Below are 15,837 nucleotides of genomic sequence, written 5' to 3' on the forward strand. Positions count from 1 at the left end.
GTGTCCCACCCAACGAGGTGCCGTCTCGGGCGCCCACAGCGAAAGGTCGTCACCATGTCACGCAGGGCTCGCCGGCTGGTCCCCACGCTCGCACTGGTCGCGCTCGTGACCACGCCGCTCGTCGTCCTCGGGGGCCCCGCCGGGGCCACGCCACCGAGCTGTGCCGGCCTCAAGGCCACGATCGTCGGCAACGCCCGGGCGAACTCGATCACCGGCACGCCCCAGCGCGACGTGGTCCTCGCCCGGGGCGGCAACGACACCATCCGCGGCCTCGGCGGCAACGACGTGATCTGCGGCGGTGACGGCGCCGACACGATCCTCGGCGGCGAGGGCAACGACCGCCTCTACGGCGAGACCGACCTCGTGCGGCTCGACCAGTTCGGCCGGGTCGTGAAGAAGGGCGACACCCTCTCCGGCGGCACCGGCGACGACACGATCGACCTCGGCTACGACCCGCGCCCGGCCAGCGAGGGCACCGCCGTGCGTCTCGACGGCGTCACCTACGTCAACGCCGTGGCCCCGGTGGTGGTGGACTTCCGCGCCGCAGCGACCGTCCCGATCGCCGCCGACGGCAGCGACACCGTCACCGGGTTCAACGGCGGCATCCGCCTCGTCGGCTCGCCCTTCGGCGACACCGTCAAGGGCACCAACTCCGCCGACGTCATCGCTGCGCGCGGTGGCGACGACACGATCTTCGGCCGGGGCGGCGACGACACGATCGTCGCGGACACCTCTGGCGCTCTCGGCAACGACCGGCTCTACGGCGACGCGGGCGACGACACCCTGACCGGCAGCCTCGGCTCCGACATCTTCGTCGGCGGGAGCGGCGCCGACACGTTGGGCTCGACCTCGGAGCTCCACCAGGAGTTCCGCGGCGGCAGCGGCGTCGACACCGTCACCTTCCCGATCCCCGCCGAGTCCGGCTTCTCCGCCCGGGGTCACGGCGGCCAGGACAAGCTCCGCCTGCTTCCCAACTCCAACCCGGCGATCAAGCCCACCCTGCGCCTCGACCAGACGAGGAGGACGACGGTCCGCGACCTCCCCTTCACCATCGAGGGGAAGATCAACGGCTTCAGCGACATCGTGCTCCCGGCCCGGACGCTGTCGATCTTCAAGGGCAGCAACGACTCCGAGGTCATCACCGCCCACCCCGACTACCGCGCGATGATCTACGGCCGCGGCGGGGCCGACGTGATGACCGGCTCGAGCCAGCCCGACCGGCTCGACGGTGGTCTCGGCTTCGACATCGCCCGCGGTCGTGGCGGCAACGACACCTGCAAGGCGGCCGAGAAGCGATCCAGCTGCTGAGCTCCCCACCCAGCGCGTCTGCTTCCCCCGTGACCGCGGACGGGGGCACCATGCCTCCATGGCGCGCACCAGCAGGCTGCTCGTGCTCGCAGTGGCCTGGGCGGTGCCGGTCTGCTGGACCGTCCTCGCGCTGCTGGCCGGCCCGTCCGACGGCACCAGCCTCTCCTCGAGGCTCGTGCCGTCGGCGGACTCCGGCTGGGGTGACACCGTGCGGGTCGCGACCACCTACGGGGAGACCCCGCTCCGGCCGGGCGACGAGGTGCAGGCCGTCGACGGGCGCTCCCCGGCACAGTGGGTCGCCGACGCGGACGGCGTACGGCGGCAAGTGGGCGACATCGTGCGCTACGAGGTACGCCGCACCGGTGCCGGCCTCGACCTGATCCAGCAGGTCGACGTCACGCTGCACCGCTACCCGTTCGCCGCGGCCGCGCGGAGCGCCCCGCACGTGGTCCTCCTGCCGGTCCTGCTGCTCGCGGTGGGGTCACTGGTCTTCTGGACCAGGCCGTCAGCCGCTGCCGCCCGGGCGTTCCTGGTGGCGACCGCGCTGCTGCCGGCCGCGACCACGTCCACCCCGCTCGGACTCGGGGTCATCGACCTCGCCGGCGCCCGCGGCGCCTGGCCCCAGCTCGTGGGCGAGGCGGTGGCCGCCGTCGGGTTGGTGGCCCTCCTGCTCTCGGTCGCGCTCCTGACCCGAGCGGCCGCCCGCGACCGGTGGGTGACCATCGCGCTCCTGGCCGTGCCTGTGCTGGCGTACGCCGTCTGGCTGGGCGTGCGCCTCGGGAGTGCGGGCTCGGCCCTGGAGCGGCTGTCGCTGTGGGCGACCGTCTTCGCGCCCGTCCTGTGGGCCGCCGTCCCGGTCCTGCTCGTGGTCGCCACCCTCGCGTACCTGAGGGCTCGGGACCGGACCGACGTGCTCGCCACCCGGCTCGCGCTCCTCGGTGTCGGTGCCGGCGTCGCTGCCTGGCTCGTCCTCGGCCCGGCACCTGCCCTGCTCACCGGTGCGCCGCTCCTGCGCCAGGACCTGCTCGTCCTGCTCGGAGGAGCGCTCGCCCTGGCCGGCATCGCGGCCGCCGCCGGCCACTACCACCTCGCCGAGATCGAGCCGCGGGTCCGCCGCGGGCTCGTGCAGGCCCTCGTGTTGGTGGTCGTCGCAGCCGCCTTCGTCGGCATGGTGCGGGCGGTGGACGCCGCGGCGGACATCTCCGTCGGCTCGATGCTGGCCGGCGGCCTGCTGGCGCTGCTGCTGCTGCCGGCTGCCGTCGCGGTGCAGCGGACGGTGCGACGGGTGGTCTACGGCGACCGCGAGTTCCCGCACCGGGTCGTCTCGGACCTGCGCCGGCTCGACGCGCTGACCGCACCGGAGGACGCGCTGCGGGAGGCCCTCGAGCTGCTCGCGCGCCGCCTCCACCTCTCGTTCGCGGCCGTCGACGTGCTGGCCACGCCCACCTCCGGTCCGGTCGCGGCGTCCATCGGCGCTCCCCTCGGCACGCCCGCCACTGTCGACCTGTCCGTCGGGGGCACGACCGTGGGCCGCCTCCGGCTCGAGGTGGACGCAGGCCACGACCCCTTCGGGCCCGGCGACCGGCGGTTGCTGGAGGACGTGGGCACCCAGGTGGGCGCGCTGGTCCAGGCGGTCACGGCCAACCGTGAGCTCCAGGTGTCCCGGCAGCGGCTGGTCGCCGCCCGGGAGGAGGAGCGACGCAGGCTCAGGCGCGACCTGCACGACGGCCTCGGGCCGTCGCTCGCCTCGCTCGCGATGCGCCTCGAGGCCGCCACGGACCTCATCGAGGACGACCCCGAGCAGGCGGCCGACCTCGTCGGGCGGCTCTCCGACCAGGCCCGCGAGGGCATCGGCGAGGTGCGGCGGCTGGTGGAGGGCCTTCGTCCGCCTGCGCTGGACCAGCTCGGCCTGGTCTCGGCACTGCGGCACCGGGCGGCCGAGCACGGCGCCGGGGTGGGCACGGTGCCGTGGACGGTCGAGGCCGCCGACGACATCGAGCCGCTCCCGGCGGCGGTGGAGGTCGCGGCCTACCGCATCGTCGTCGAGGCCGTCACCAACGCGCAGCGCCACAGCGGCGCCGACCGGTGCGTCGTACGCCTGTCCCGCGACGCCGGCGACCTGCGCATCGAGGTTTCCGACACGGGGTCGGGACTGGCAGCAGACCGCCGTCCGGGTGTAGGCCTGTCCTCGATGCGGGAGCGGGCCGAGGAGCTCGGAGGCACGTTCGAGGCCGGCGACCGCCCCGGTGGCGGCACGGTGGTCCGGGTGCGGCTGCCGCTGCAGCAGGGTTGACTCCGGCAGGGTCGAGGAGTCCGAGGACAGTCAGGAGGAGCCGATGGACGGCTACCGGGTGTTGATCGCCGACGACCACGACGAGTTCCGGCGTGGGCTGGAGGCCCTGCTCGCCGCGACGCCCGACGTGGAGGTGGTGGGCACGGCCTCGGACGGCGCGATGGCGATCGCGCTGGCGCTCGACCTCCAGCCGGACGTGGTGCTCATGGACCTGCACATGCCGCGGGTCAACGGCATCGACGCCACCGCGCAGATCGTCGGCTCGTCCCCCCACATCGGCGTGCTCGTGCTGACGATGATGGAGGACGAGGAGTCGGTGTTCGCCGCCGTGCGCGCAGGCGCCCGCGGCTACCTCCTCAAGGGCGCGCGGCGCGGTGAGATCACCCGGGCGGTGCAGGCCGTCGGCGCGGGCGAGGTGATCTTCGGGCCCGGCATCGCCGACCGGGTGATGGCGTACTTCGCCGGCGCCCGCAGCCGGCCGGTCGCCGACGCCTTCCCCGACCTCACCGAGCGTGAGCGGGTCGTGCTCGGACTCATCGCCGAGGGCAAGGAGAACGGCGAGATCGCCCGGCAGCTGGGCCTGTCGATCAAGACCGTGCGCAACCACGCGAGCAACATCTTCACCAAGCTGCAGGTGGCCCACCGGGCGCAGGCGATCGTCAAGGCCCGGGAGGCGGGGCTGGGCTGAGGCGGGGCTGAGTGGCGGATCAGCCCTCGTCGCGGCAGCCGCCCTGCAGCCGCGCGTCGCCCCTGGCGTCGTCGCCGACGGCCCGCGCCTGGGCCAGGTCGGGGAGGACGACGTCGGCGCCGCCCACCACGGCGAACGTGCCCGTGATGATGCAGCCCTCCGTGCGACCCGGTTCGACGGTGGTGAGCGCCTGGACCAGCCGGTAGACCTCCGACGGTGACATGTCGGTCTGGAGGCCGCCGATCGCGGAGAGGGCGACCCCCTCCATGAAGCCTGGTTCGTCCTCGACGCTCCGGAGCCGCTCCAGTGTCCCGAGGAGCAGCCGCTGGTGGTTGGCCACGCGCTCGAAGTCGCTTCCGTCGGGGAGCGTGTCGCGGGTGCGGGCGTAGGAGAGGGACTGGTCGGCGTCGAAGGTGTTGCGACCGCGCTGCACCCGGACGTCGCCGTCCTCGGAGGTGAACGCCGTCGGGGAGTCCACCTGCACGTCGCCGACGGCGCCCATCATCGAGAGGAACCCCTCGAACCCGGTCACCAGGACCACGTCGGCCTCGATGCCGAGCAGCTCGTCCACCTCGCGGGCCACCCCCTCGGGCCCCTCGTCGCGCAGGGCGGTGTTGAGGCGGGCGCTGCCGTTGCTCATCTCGACGTAGAGGTCGCGGGGCAGGCCGATGGCGAGGGCCCGACCGGTGTCGAGGTTCACCCCGACCAGCTGGATCGCGTCGGTGAGGCCGGCCATCACGTCGTCGCCGGCGGCGGCCTCGGAGCCGAGGGCGAGGACCCAGACGACCCCGTCACCCGCGTCGACCGCCTTGGCGGTGCCGATGGTCGTCAGGTTGATGGTCGTCGGGTGGACGGAGCCGGACGGCACGACGAGCGCTATGCCGGCGAGGAGCGCCAGCCGTGCGGCAGTGCGCCGGAGCCACCTCATGAGCCGCCCCCCTCCGCCTCGGCGGACGACTCGTCGCCGTTGTCGAACCTGACGTCGTAGCCGAAGACCGACCAGGTGCCTTCGTCGGCGTCGAGCAGGAAGCGTCCGTCGAGCGTCAGCGGTCGCGTCGAGCCGTCCTCCATGGTGGCCTCGAAGGCGAAGTGCACGGTGGCGGTCGCGCCGTGGACCTCGCCGGCCTGGTCGAGGAACGACAGCCGGGCGTCGAGCTCGGTGGCGCGCATGTCGGTCGCGTCTCGCGCGGTCGCTGCGGTGAGGTAGTCGATGTGCCGGGTCGCCTTGCGTGCGGCCACGCTGGTGAAGTCCTCGAAGGCCCGGACGAAGTCCTGCCGGGGGAACTCACCGAGGAAACCCTCGAGGACGTAGTCGGACAGCACCTCGCCGACGGCCCCCTCGATCTCGGTCCGCGTCGTCTCGTCGAGGCGCTCGCCCCCGGTGACGGTCTGCACGCGCAGCGCGGCGGACTCAGGGGTCGGCGTCTCCTCGTCGTCGGGCGGGCCGCCGTCGGAGCAGCCGGCGGCGAGCACCGCGACCGCCGCCGCGACGCCGAGGCGTGCGGTCCGCCCGACGCGGTGGCGAGTGTGGCCCATGGCGATCATCATGGCCGACGCAGCCTGCGCTGTCTCAGCTCGCCGGGACCGTGTTGACGGGGGAGAGGTCGAACTGCGCGACGTTGTCGCGGGCCGGGTGCCGCGCCCCGACCGGGCCCCGGGCGAACTCGGTGACCAGCGTGCCGGTCACCGTCCGGGTGAACTCCCGCGTGGCGGCACCGAGCGGCCGCTCGCACCGGTCGACCATCGCGCAGCCCCAGCGCAGCGTGCCCGCGGCGAAGACCCCGGCCCCCGAGCCGGCCGTGTAGTAGACCGACTGCGTCGTGGTGGTGACGCCCCGGCACGAGTACGGCGAGTGGCTGAGCACCTGCAGCGGCCGCGGCAGCCGCTCGTCCGGGTAGACCCGGTCGGCCTCCGGTCCGACGAGGCCGTGGACGTGGGTGCCGCGACGTACGCCGGTCCCGCGGAAGCCCCACCAGCCCGGGGAGGCGATGACGTAGTCGGTGTCCACCGGGTAGCACTCGTACTGCATGCCCAGCAGGTCGTGCTCGGGACGGGGCACGGGCGGCTCGCGGAACAGCGCGGTGGCGTCGACCGAGCCCTGCGCGTACAGCGGGTCGAGGTGGGCGGAGTGGCGGTAGCCGACGACGACGCGGGCAGGACCCTCGGCGCTCGGCTCCAGTCGGATCCGCCAGTACATCGTGTTCGCGCCGAGGAAGGCCAGGTTGACCCCGGCGTCGCGGGCGCTGAGGACGACCTCGCGCATGGTGTTGGTCCAGTACTCGTCGTGGCCCATCGAGACGTAGCCGCGTGCGCCGGCCAGGGCTCCCGGCGAGGTGTGGAGGTCGACGTTGGTGAAGTACGACAGCGGGACGCCGGACTGCTCGGCGCGGAGGACGATCGGGATCGCAGCGGTGCGGTAGTCGTTGGCCCCGGTCGCCCCGTTGTAGGGCCGGTCGAAGCTCACCGCGTGGCTCGGGGCGTCGCCGTTGGCGCCGGCGTACAGGCTGTAGCCGCCCCACTCGTTGTAGGCCTGCCACGTCGTGACGGGTGCGACGAGCGCGACGGTGCCCTCCGCGGACTCCGAGGTGACGACGTAGGGCACCTGGGTCTCCCAGCCGGTGTCGGTGCGCAGCCGGAAGACGTAGAAGCCGGGCGTCCACGTGGAGGTGTCGACGGTGAGGTCACGCGTCCACGGCGCGACCACGGTGCGTCGCTCGTACGACGACCAGCGGGGGGCCGGCTGCTGACGGCCGCGGCGGAAGCCTGACTCCCACACGAAGGCGCCGGTGCCGCCCTGGTAGGACCCGATCCGGAACGCTGCCGCCTCCCAGCCGCCCTCGGTCGTGGAGACCTTCAGCCCCACCCGCGTGCCCGGCACCCCGCTCGCGTGCGTGGTGTAGGCCGCGACCTCGCCCCGGAACGACGTCTTGCTCACCCGCCAGTCCTCCGTGCCGGGGGGCTCGGGCGCGGGCTCCGGCTCCGGCGCCTCCGTGGCCTCCTCGTCCAGGCCGGCGTCCGCCTGGGCCCGCGGCAGGCCGATCGCGGCCCCGCTGTCAGCGCCCGCGTCCCGTCCGTCCCGTGCTCCGTTCCGCGCTCCGGTCCCCCCGCCGGGCGCGCACCCCGTGGCCAGCACCGTGAGCACCACCAGGGCCACCGTCATCTGTCGCGTCAGCTTCGCCATGGTGACGACGCTCGTGGGGAGGCACTTCCCGGCACATGGGGCGCCGATCCCGGGCGGTCGGGACGTTGCGGACCACGGTCCCGACCGGGGGCGGGCGCGGCCGGGGCGGGGACCTAGGATCAACCCCATGCCCGAGATCTCCAGGGACGAGGTGGCCCACCTGGCCATGCTCGCCCGCATCGACCTCTCCGACGCCGAGCTCGACCACCTGGCGCCCCAGCTGAGCGTCATCCTGGAGTCGGTGGCCTCCATCAACGGGGTCGCAGGCGACGACGTGCCGCCGACCTCCCACGCCCTGCCGTTGACCAACGTCTTCCGCGAGGACGTCGTCGTGCCGGGCCTGACGGCCGAGGAGGCGCTGGCCGGCGCCCCCGCCGTCGAGGACCAGCGCTTCTCCGTCCCGCGGATCCTGGGCGAGGAGGCCTGATGAGCGACGTCACCCGCAGCACCGCTGCCGCGCTCGCCGAGGGCCTCGCCGAGGGCGATCTCACCTCCGTCGCGCTCACCGAGGCACACCTCGACCGCATCGACGCCGTCGACGGGGCGGTCCACGCCTTCCTGCACGTCGACCGTGACGGCGCCCTCGCCGAGGCCGCCGAGTCCGACGCCCGCCGGGCCCGCGGCGAGGCACGCGGCCCGCTCGACGGCGTACCGGTCGCGGTCAAGGACGTGCTCGCCACCCGTGGCCTGCCGACCACCTGCGGCTCGAAGATCCTCGAGGGGTGGGTCCCGCCCTACGACGCGACCGTCGTGTCGCGGCTGCGCGAGGCCGGCCTGCCGATCCTCGGCAAGACCAACATGGACGAGTTCGCGATGGGCTCCTCCACCGAGCACTCCGCCTACGGCCCCACCCGCAACCCGTGGGACCTCGACCGGATCCCCGGGGGGTCCGGAGGTGGCTCGGCCGCCGCCGTCGCGGCCTTCGAGGCGCCCCTCGCCATCGGCACCGACACCGGCGGCTCGATCCGCCAGCCCGGCGCCGTGACCGGCACCGTCGGTGTGAAGCCGACCTACGGCGGCGTCTCGCGCTACGGCCTGGTGGCGCTCGCCAACAGTCTCGACCAGGCGGGTCCGGTCACCCGGACGGTGCTCGACGCGGCGATGCTGCACGACGTGATCGGCGGGCACGACCCGCGCGACTCCACGTCCATCCAGCAGGACTGGCCGTCCTTCACCGAGGCGGCGCGCGCCGGCTCGGCCGGCGACATGACCGGCGTCAAGGTGGGCGTCATCACCGAGCTCGCCGGCGAGGGATGGCAGCCCGGCGTCATGACGCGCTTCCAGGAGTCTGTCGACCTGCTGGTCAAGGCAGGCGCCGAGGTCGTCGAGGTGTCGTGCCCGTCCTTCGTGCACGCCCTCGCCACCTACTACCTCATCCTCCCGGCCGAGGCGTCGAGCAACCTCGCGAAGTTCGACGCGATGCGCTACGGCCTCCGGGTGACCCCCGAGGGCGACCCGAGCGCCGAGGAGGTGATGCGGGCCACCCGCGACGCCGGCTTCGGCGACGAGGTCAAGCGCCGCATCATCCTCGGCACCTACGCCCTGTCCAGCGGCTACTACGACGCCTACTACGGCCAGGCCCAGAAGATCCGCACGCTCATCAGCCGCGACTTCGACGCCGCCTTCGCCGACGTCGACGTGCTGGTCTCGCCGACCGCCCCCACCACGGCCTTCAAGCTGGGGGAGAAGCTCGACGACCCGATGGCGATGTACCTCAACGACCTCGCCACCATCCCTGCCAACCTCGCCGGCGTGCCCGGGATCTCGGTCCCCAACGGCCTCGCCGACGAGGACGGCCTCCCCAGCGGCTTCCAGGTGCTGGCCCCCGCCCTGGCCGACGACCGCGTCTACCGCGTGGGTGCCGCCCTCGAGGCCCTGTACGCCGACCAGTGGGGCGGCCCGCTGCTCGACAAGGCACCCGAACTGGAGACCGAGCGATGACCGCCCAGACGAACGACACAGCCCTGATGCCCTTCGACGACGTCCTCGCGGCCTACGACCCGGCCCTCGGGCTCGAGGTCCACGTCGAGCTCAACACCGCCTCGAAGATGTTCTGCGGCTGCCCGGCCGTGTTCGGCGGCGAGCCCAACGCGGGCGTGTGCCCGACCTGCCTCGGCCTGCCCGGCGCGATGCCGGTGGTCAACGGCAAGGCCGTCGAGTCGGCCATCCGCATCGGCCTCGCGCTCAACTGCGAGATCGCCGAGTGGTGCCGGTTCGCCCGGAAGAACTACTTCTACCCGGACATGCCGAAGAACTTCCAGACGTCGCAGTACGACGAGCCGATCTGCTTCGACGGATACATGGACGTCGACGTTGATGGTGAGATCTACCGGGTCGAGATCGAGCGCGCCCACATGGAGGAGGACACCGGCAAGTCGCTGCACGTCGGCGGCTCCACCGGCCGCATCCACGGCGCCGACCACTCGCTGGTCGACTACAACCGGGCCGGCATCCCGCTCATCGAGATCGTCACCCGACCCATCCTCGGCGCCGGCGAGAAGGCGCCCGAGGTCGCGAAGGCCTACGTCGCGCAGCTGCGCGAGCTGATCGTCGCCCTCGGCGTCTCCGAGGCCCGGATGGACCAGGGCAACCTGCGTGCCGACGTCAACCTGTCGCTCTCGCCCAAGGGCAGCGGCACCCTCGGCACCCGCACCGAGACCAAGAACGTCAACTCGTTCCGCTCCGTCGAGCGGGCCGTGCGCTTCGAGATGCAGCGCCATGCCGCGATCCTGAGTGGGGGTGGCTCGATCCTGCAGGAGACGCGCCACTGGCACGAGGACACCGGGATCACCACGAGCGGCCGCGTGAAGTCCGACGCGGAGGACTACCGCTACTTCCCCGAGCCGGACCTGGTGCCGGTCGCGCCGAGCCGCGAGTGGGTCGAGGAGCTGCGCGGCACGCTGCCGGAGAACCCGACCGTACGTCGTGCGCGGCTGCAGGCAGAGTGGGGCTTCAGCGACCTCGAGATGCGCGACACCATCGGCGCGGGAGCCCTCGGCCTGGTGGTGGAGACGATCGCCGCGGGCGCCGCCCCGCAGGCCGCCCGGAAGTGGTGGCTCGGCGAGCTCGCCCGGCGCAGCAACGAGGACGGCGTGGACCTCGTCGACCTGCCGATCACGCCGGCCGACGTCGCCCGCGTCCAGGCGCTGGTCGACGAGAAGGTCGTCAACGACAAGCTGGCCCGTCAGGTCCTCGAGGGCGTCCTCGCCGGTGAGGGCACGCCCGACGAGGTCGTGGAGAAGCGCGGCCTCGCGGTCGTCTCCGACGACGGTGCGCTGGGTGCGGCCGTCGACAACGCCATCGCCGCGAACCCCGACGTGGCCGACAAGATCCGCGACGGCAAGGTCGCCGCTGCGGGAGCCCTCATCGGCGCCGTGATGAAGGAGATGCGCGGCCAGGCCGACGCCGGCAGGGTCCGGGAGCTGATCCTCGAAAAACTCGCGGTCTAGACAACTTGTTAGTGTGCTGGCGAGTCCCACTGGTCACATCGCCAACCAAGACGCTCGCAGCATCGGGGGACGTGGTCGGCCGCATCATGCGGTCCGGACGGCCTCGGCGAGTGGAAAGGAAGTCATGCACCATCGCATTCGACCCATCCGATCAGCAGCGGTCGTCCTGTCGACCGTCGCCCTGGGCGCCGGAGTGCTCGCCGCTCCGCCGGCCACGGCGGACGTCTCGTCCGCCCTCCGGGCTGCCAAGGCAGGCGTGAAGACCGACAGCACGCCATCCAACGTCGCGGCCGACTGGATCACCGACGAGCTTGCCAACGGGCTGATGGTCGGCTCGAACGGACCCGACTACGGGCTGACTCTCGACACCGGCCTCGCGCTGCACAGCGTCCCGGGTCACGAGGCCGGCGTCGCGGCGATCAACGCCGCGTTCAAGCCGCGCGTCGACGAGTACGTCGGCGACGGCACCAAGGAGTCGTACGCCGGGGCGCTCGGCAAGGCCGCCGCGTTCATCCGCGCCGCGGGCGAGAACCCGATCGACTACGGCGGCAAGAACCTGCTGGCGCGCCTCGAGCAGCGCACGGCCGACGTGCCGGCGGACCCGGCCGCCGAGCCGCAGGCCGCGGCCATCGCCGGCCGGATCTTCGACAAGTCGGAGTTCGGCAACTACGCCAACGTCGTGGGGCAGTCCTACGCCGTGCGTGAGCTGTCACTCGCCCGGTCGACCGAGGCGGGCGCGGCACGCGACTTCCTGCTGAAGCAGCAGTGCGCGTCGGGCTACTTCCGACTCAACTTCGAGAAGGCCAACGTCCCCAACCAGTCGTGCACCGAGGGCGCGCCCGGCAGCGAGCTCGACCCGGACGCCACCGCGCTCGCGATGATCAACCTGATCGAGTCGCACGACAACTCTCCGGCGGTCAAGGCCGCCCTCGACAAGGCCAGCGCCTGGCTGGTCGACCGGCAGCGCAACAGCGGTGCCATCCGCAGCTCTGGCGCCGACGCGCAGATCAACACCAACACCACCGCCCTCGGTGGCTACGCCCTCGGCCTGATGCGCCAGTCCGACGCAGCGCAGAAGGCGGCGCTCTGGGTCCGCAAGAACCAGCCCGTCGACAAGTACAAGTGCCGTACGGCGCTGACCAAGGACACCGGTGCCGTCGCCTTCCGCAAGGACCGGTCCAAGGCAAGCAAGGCCACCGGCATCCCTGCCGAGGGTCGCGACGAGTGGCGCCGTGCCACCGCCCAGGCGATCCTCGGCCTGCAGTTCGCCCCGGCGAGCAAGGACAGGTTCCGCATCGAGTCCGTGCGCAAGCAGGCCCGTGCCGGCGAGCGCGTCCAGTTCCGCGTCTACGGGCTGGCGCCCGGCGAGAGCGCCTGCATGCAGGTCAAGGGTGACTTCCTTCGCGTCAAGGGCAAGACGAAGGGCACCAAGATCGTGCGCAAGCTCCGCCTGCCGACCGGCAACCAGCGTCGTGTGGGTCTCGTGAAGACCTCGGACGACGAGGCGCGTACGTGGATCCGGGTCCGCAACTGATCCACCAGCTCCACCCGTCACACCACGGTCGGCCCGGCGTCTCGCGACGCCGGGCCGACGTGCGTTCGGACTCCGGACGGGGTTAGGCTGCGCACGCCGCACCCGACCGGGTCGGCACCACACACGCCCGAGCTGGGGAAAGCCGGTCCGAAACCGGCGCTGACCCGCAACCGTGGGCACGGGAGCGATCCCGTGCGAGCCGGAACACCTGCCTCGACGCGTCTTGATCACCATCGCTGTCGAGGAATGCAGCGGGGGCGGACCGGTGCATGCCGCTTCCCTCGTTGTTGCAGCGAGGGAAGGAACCATGAAGCTCTCCGCGTCGAGGACCGCCCTGTCGGGCCTCGCTCTCACCGTCGCCGCCACCGCGCTCGGCCAGCCCCTGCTCGCCCCCGCGGCAAGCGCTGCCACGGACGCGCCGGCCACGAGCGCCGCGCGCGCTGGCACCGGGTGGCTCGCCACCCAGCTCACCAACGGCGTCATCCACAACGACACCTACGACTTCGACGACCTCGGCATGACGATGGACATCGGCCTGAGCATGGACGAGGTCGGCGGCGACCAGGCCATGGTCCGCCAGATCCGCTCGTCGCTCTCGAGCCGCGTCGAGGAGTACGTCACCGGTGGTCAGTACGGCGACCCGAGCTTCCGCCTCGCGGGCGAGCTCGCCAAGTCGCTCGTCTTCGCGCAGGTCTCCGGCGCCGATCCGCGGACCTACGGCGGGTACGACCTCGTCGCCGAGGTGGAGAAGACCGTGACGGCCTCGGGCCCCAGCGCCGGACGCGTCGTCAACTACTCGCCTGCCCCCGGGTGGGACGACTACGCCAACACCTTCAGCCAGGCGCTCGCCGTGCGCGGGCTGTCGGTGGCCGGGTCCGACAAGGCCGCCGCGGCGACCGGCTTCCTGCTCGAGCAGCAGTGCTCCTCCGGATACTTCCGCACCTTCTTCACCGCCGACGCGTCCGCGGCGGGCCAGTCGTGCGTCGAGGGGACCGACCCGACCGACACCGACACGACGGCGTACGTCGTCAACCAGCTCGCTGCGACCACGCCGCGCTCCGCTGCCGTGGACGCCGCGCTCGCCCGGGCGGTCGCCTGGCTCGGCGCGACCCAGAAGGCCGACGGCTCCTTCGTCGGCAGCCCCTTCACCCCGGACCCCAACACCAACAGCACCGGGCTCGCGGCCAGCGCGCTCGCCGCCGCCGGGACCTGCGAGCAGGCCGGCCGCGCCGCCGAGTGGGTCTCCTCCCTCCAGGTCGGGCCCCAGCCCTCGACCTCGCCGCTCGCCGGCGAGGAGGGCGCCCTCGCCTACGACCGGGGGGCGATGGACAGTGCCTCCGCCAACGGCATCGGCGCGGCCCGCGACCAGTGGTGGCGCGCGACCGTGCAGGCGGTCGCCGGCCTCACCCACGCCCGCGGCTCGGCGACGGCGCTCGCGGTGACCTCCACCGGCAGCGAGCCCGGAAGCACCGCGACCCTGTCCGCGACCGGCGGCACCGTGGGCGACCGCTTCTGCCTCACCGGTCCCGGCATCGACGGCAGCCGCACGGTCGTCGTCGGCGCCGACCGCGTCCTCGAGGCCCCGGTCACGCTTCCCGCTGCAGCCGGGCCCGCGACGTACACCCTGACCGGCCACGACGGCGCGACCACCCACACCGTCGCCGTCCGCTCCGCGGCCCAGCCCGCACAGCCCGCACAGCCCGCACAGGCTGCCCAGCCCGACGCCGCGCGCGGCTCGGTCGTGGGCGTGCGCCTCGTCGGCCCGGCCGGCTTCCGCAAGGCCGGTAGCAAGGTCGCCCTCGAGGTCATCGGCGCTGCCCCCGGTGCACGGTTCGTGCTGCGCGGCCCCGGCCTCGCCGACACCACGATCGTGGCGGGTTCCGACGGTGCGCTGACCCGCACGGTCACCCTGCCGAAGGCGACGACGACCGCGGCCTACGTGCTGCTTGGCTCTGACGGCCAGGTCGCCGACGGCACCCGGGTGCTGGGCAAGCGCAGGCTGAAGGTCTCCGCGCTCGCCAGCGACGGTCCCCGCACGCGTGTGCTGGTCCGGCGTCTCGTCGCGGGCGAGAAGGTGCGACTCGTCGTCGCCGGCCGCGTGCTCGCCAAGGGCCGCGCGAACAGCAAGGGCCGCTTCCTCACGCGCGTCGCGCTGCCGGACGGCCGGGCGAAGGTGCGGGTGCGCGCCGTCGGCCAGTTCCCGGACCTGCGCTCCGGCTCGACGCGGGTGACCCTGCGATGACGGCCTACGCCGCGCGCCGTGTGCTCGTCGCGCTGCTGCTGGTGGCCGCCCCGGGGTTCGTCCTCGGGTCGGCCCCGGCGGCCGGCGCCGCCACGTGTGCGTCCTCGGGCGGCGTCAGCGTCGTCGTCGACTACCGCGAGCTCGGCGGCAGCATGGTCACGGCCTGCGCCGCCGACGGAGGTGGCCAGAGCGCCGCGGCGATCTTCGCCTCGGTCGGCGTCGACATCACCTACGCGACCCGGCAGGCCGGGTTCGTGTGCCGCGTCAACGGCGTCCCGACCAGCGACCCGTGCGTCAACACCTCGCCCGCGAACGCCTACTGGGGGCTGTGGTGGGCCGACGGGTCGAAGGCGTCGTGGACCTACGCGTCCTACGGCGTCGGCTCGCTCACCGTGCCGGCGGGCGGTTCGGTCGGGTGGTCGTGGCAGCAGGACCGCACGACCTCGACGAGCGTCCCGCCCAGCGTCGCCCCGCCGGTGACGAAGACGACGGCCACGCCGACGCCGACGCCCACCCCGACGGCGACCTCATCCCCGTCGCAGACCACCTCGCCGACCGCCTCGCCCAGCTCGGGCGGCACCGGGTCCGGCGGGTCGGGCAGCGGGTCCGGCGGGTCGGGCAGCGGGTCGGGCAGCGGCTCCGAGCCCAGCAGCCCGTCGTCCCCCTCCGGCGGGAGCGGCTCGGGTGGCTCAGGGTCCAGCCAGACCTCCAGCCCATCGTCCAGCCCGTCGACTCCCTCGTCCTCGTCGTCCCCGTCGGCATCCGCCTCCACCTCGGCGTCCGCCGAGCCGTCAAAATCGCCAGTGGGCGGTGAGTCTCCTGGAGACTCACGGCGCGCAGCCGCCGCGGGCGGGGCCGACGGCGACCGGGAGAGCAGCGCCGGAAAGGGCTCCAAGAAGGGCTCGGACGACGATGGGTCTCCCAGCGACTCACCGTCCAGTGCCGGGGGCGACCCCTCCGGTTCGACCTCTGAGTCTCCTGCGGACTCAGCGTCGAGCGCGTCCTCCGAGGCGGTCGACCCGCAGGCGGACAGCCCCGCCCGGGTGCCGGCCGCCCTCACCTGGGGCGTGCTCGGGCTGCTCGTGGTCGCGATCGCGGTCAGCGCGGTCGTCGCGCGTCGTAGACGGGGGGTCTGACGCGTC

Annotated in this window: 12 protein-coding genes and 1 riboswitch; of the genes, 9 read left to right on the top strand and 3 right to left on the bottom strand. The window is 73.3% G+C overall.

Annotated features, from left to right (window positions below):
* Nucleotides 1–54 precede the first annotated feature (54 nt).
* The 3 genes from HOO61_RS12320 to HOO61_RS12330 are packed head-to-tail and all read left to right on the top strand — an operon-like array spanning nt 55 to nt 4,289.
* The gene (locus HOO61_RS12320) at nt 55–1,308 is read left to right on the top strand and encodes a calcium-binding protein (RefSeq protein ID WP_172259019.1); all 1,254 of its coding nucleotides are present in this window, start codon (nt 55–57) and stop codon (nt 1,306–1,308) included.
* Nucleotides 1,309–1,366: 58 nt separating this feature from the next.
* Nucleotides 1,367–3,601, top strand: a complete 2,235-nt coding sequence (locus HOO61_RS12325) for a sensor histidine kinase (RefSeq protein ID WP_172259020.1) — start codon at nt 1,367–1,369, stop codon at nt 3,599–3,601.
* A 43-nt stretch (nt 3,602–3,644) separates the two neighbouring features.
* Nucleotides 3,645–4,289: a response regulator transcription factor gene (locus HOO61_RS12330; protein ID WP_172259021.1), complete on the top strand. Its 645-nt coding sequence runs from the start codon at nt 3,645–3,647 to the stop codon at nt 4,287–4,289.
* Nucleotides 4,290–4,308: 19 nt separating this feature from the next.
* Here HOO61_RS12330 and HOO61_RS12335 read toward each other — a convergent pair whose 3' ends face one another.
* From HOO61_RS12335 to HOO61_RS12345, 3 genes are read right to left on the bottom strand one after another with little or no spacing between them, the layout of a single operon-like run.
* On the bottom strand, nt 4,309–5,217 hold the full coding sequence (locus HOO61_RS12335) for an LCP family protein (protein ID WP_172259022.1): 909 nt from the start codon (nt 5,215–5,217) through the stop codon (nt 4,309–4,311).
* Nucleotides 5,214–5,825: a hypothetical protein gene (locus tag HOO61_RS12340; RefSeq protein WP_172259023.1), complete on the bottom strand. Its 612-nt coding sequence runs from the start codon at nt 5,823–5,825 to the stop codon at nt 5,214–5,216. Before HOO61_RS12340 ends, HOO61_RS12335 begins: the two co-directional genes overlap by 4 nt.
* A 34-nt stretch (nt 5,826–5,859) precedes the next feature.
* Nucleotides 5,860–7,470 carry a N,N-dimethylformamidase beta subunit family domain-containing protein gene (locus HOO61_RS12345; RefSeq protein WP_172259024.1) on the bottom strand — a complete coding sequence of 537 codons (1,611 nt, stop codon included), beginning with the start codon at nt 7,468–7,470 and terminating at the stop codon, nt 5,860–5,862.
* Nucleotides 7,471–7,597: 127 nt separating this feature from the next.
* Here HOO61_RS12345 and gatC point away from each other — a divergent pair, with 127 nt between their 5' ends.
* From gatC to HOO61_RS12375, 6 genes are all read left to right on the top strand, one after another.
* Complete coding sequence (gatC, locus tag HOO61_RS12350) at nt 7,598–7,897, top strand: Asp-tRNA(Asn)/Glu-tRNA(Gln) amidotransferase subunit GatC (protein WP_172259025.1); 300 nt, start codon at nt 7,598–7,600, stop codon at nt 7,895–7,897.
* Nucleotides 7,897–9,411 (top strand): Asp-tRNA(Asn)/Glu-tRNA(Gln) amidotransferase subunit GatA, encoded by a 1,515-nt coding sequence (gatA, locus tag HOO61_RS12355; RefSeq protein ID WP_172259026.1) that lies wholly within the window; start codon nt 7,897–7,899, stop codon nt 9,409–9,411. The genes gatC and gatA overlap by 1 nt, the downstream gene beginning before the upstream one ends.
* Nucleotides 9,408–10,919, top strand: coding sequence for an Asp-tRNA(Asn)/Glu-tRNA(Gln) amidotransferase subunit GatB (gene gatB, locus HOO61_RS12360; RefSeq protein WP_172259027.1), 1,512 nt, complete (start codon nt 9,408–9,410; stop codon nt 10,917–10,919). The genes gatA and gatB overlap by 4 nt, the downstream gene beginning before the upstream one ends.
* A gap of 124 nt (nt 10,920–11,043) precedes the next feature.
* Nucleotides 11,044–12,453, top strand: a complete 1,410-nt coding sequence (locus HOO61_RS12365) for a prenyltransferase/squalene oxidase repeat-containing protein (protein ID WP_172259028.1) — start codon at nt 11,044–11,046, stop codon at nt 12,451–12,453.
* Nucleotides 12,454–12,544: 91 nt separating this feature from the next.
* Nucleotides 12,545–12,684: riboswitch (cobalamin riboswitch) on the top strand.
* A 76-nt stretch (nt 12,685–12,760) separates the two neighbouring features.
* Entirely contained in the window at nt 12,761–14,695 is a 1,935-nt protein-coding gene (locus HOO61_RS12370; RefSeq protein ID WP_172259029.1) for a hypothetical protein, read from the top strand.
* Nucleotides 14,692–15,831: a hypothetical protein gene (locus HOO61_RS12375; RefSeq protein WP_172259030.1), complete on the top strand. Its 1,140-nt coding sequence runs from the start codon at nt 14,692–14,694 to the stop codon at nt 15,829–15,831. Before HOO61_RS12370 ends, HOO61_RS12375 begins: the two co-directional genes overlap by 4 nt.
* Nucleotides 15,832–15,837 lie beyond the last annotated feature (6 nt).

Source organism: Nocardioides sp. zg-1230, assembly GCF_013155335.1.
In the GTDB taxonomy this organism is placed as follows: Bacteria; Actinomycetota; Actinomycetes; order Propionibacteriales; family Nocardioidaceae; genus Nocardioides.

Coding starts and splice junctions, on each gene's coding strand:
- HOO61_RS12320 (WP_172259019.1), top strand. CDS start 55: ATGTCACGCAGGGCTCGCCGGCTGGTCCCCACGCTCGCACTGGTCGCG.
- HOO61_RS12325 (WP_172259020.1), top strand. CDS start 1,367: ATGGCGCGCACCAGCAGGCTGCTCGTGCTCGCAGTGGCCTGGGCGGTG.
- HOO61_RS12330 (WP_172259021.1), top strand. CDS start 3,645: ATGGACGGCTACCGGGTGTTGATCGCCGACGACCACGACGAGTTCCGG.
- HOO61_RS12335 (WP_172259022.1), bottom strand. CDS start 5,217: ATGAGGTGGCTCCGGCGCACTGCCGCACGGCTGGCGCTCCTCGCCGGC.
- HOO61_RS12340 (WP_172259023.1), bottom strand. CDS start 5,825: ATGGGCCACACTCGCCACCGCGTCGGGCGGACCGCACGCCTCGGCGTC.
- HOO61_RS12345 (WP_172259024.1), bottom strand. CDS start 7,470: ATGGCGAAGCTGACGCGACAGATGACGGTGGCCCTGGTGGTGCTCACG.
- gatC (WP_172259025.1), top strand. CDS start 7,598: ATGCCCGAGATCTCCAGGGACGAGGTGGCCCACCTGGCCATGCTCGCC.
- gatA (WP_172259026.1), top strand. CDS start 7,897: ATGAGCGACGTCACCCGCAGCACCGCTGCCGCGCTCGCCGAGGGCCTC.
- gatB (WP_172259027.1), top strand. CDS start 9,408: ATGACCGCCCAGACGAACGACACAGCCCTGATGCCCTTCGACGACGTC.
- HOO61_RS12365 (WP_172259028.1), top strand. CDS start 11,044: ATGCACCATCGCATTCGACCCATCCGATCAGCAGCGGTCGTCCTGTCG.
- HOO61_RS12370 (WP_172259029.1), top strand. CDS start 12,761: ATGAAGCTCTCCGCGTCGAGGACCGCCCTGTCGGGCCTCGCTCTCACC.
- HOO61_RS12375 (WP_172259030.1), top strand. CDS start 14,692: ATGACGGCCTACGCCGCGCGCCGTGTGCTCGTCGCGCTGCTGCTGGTG.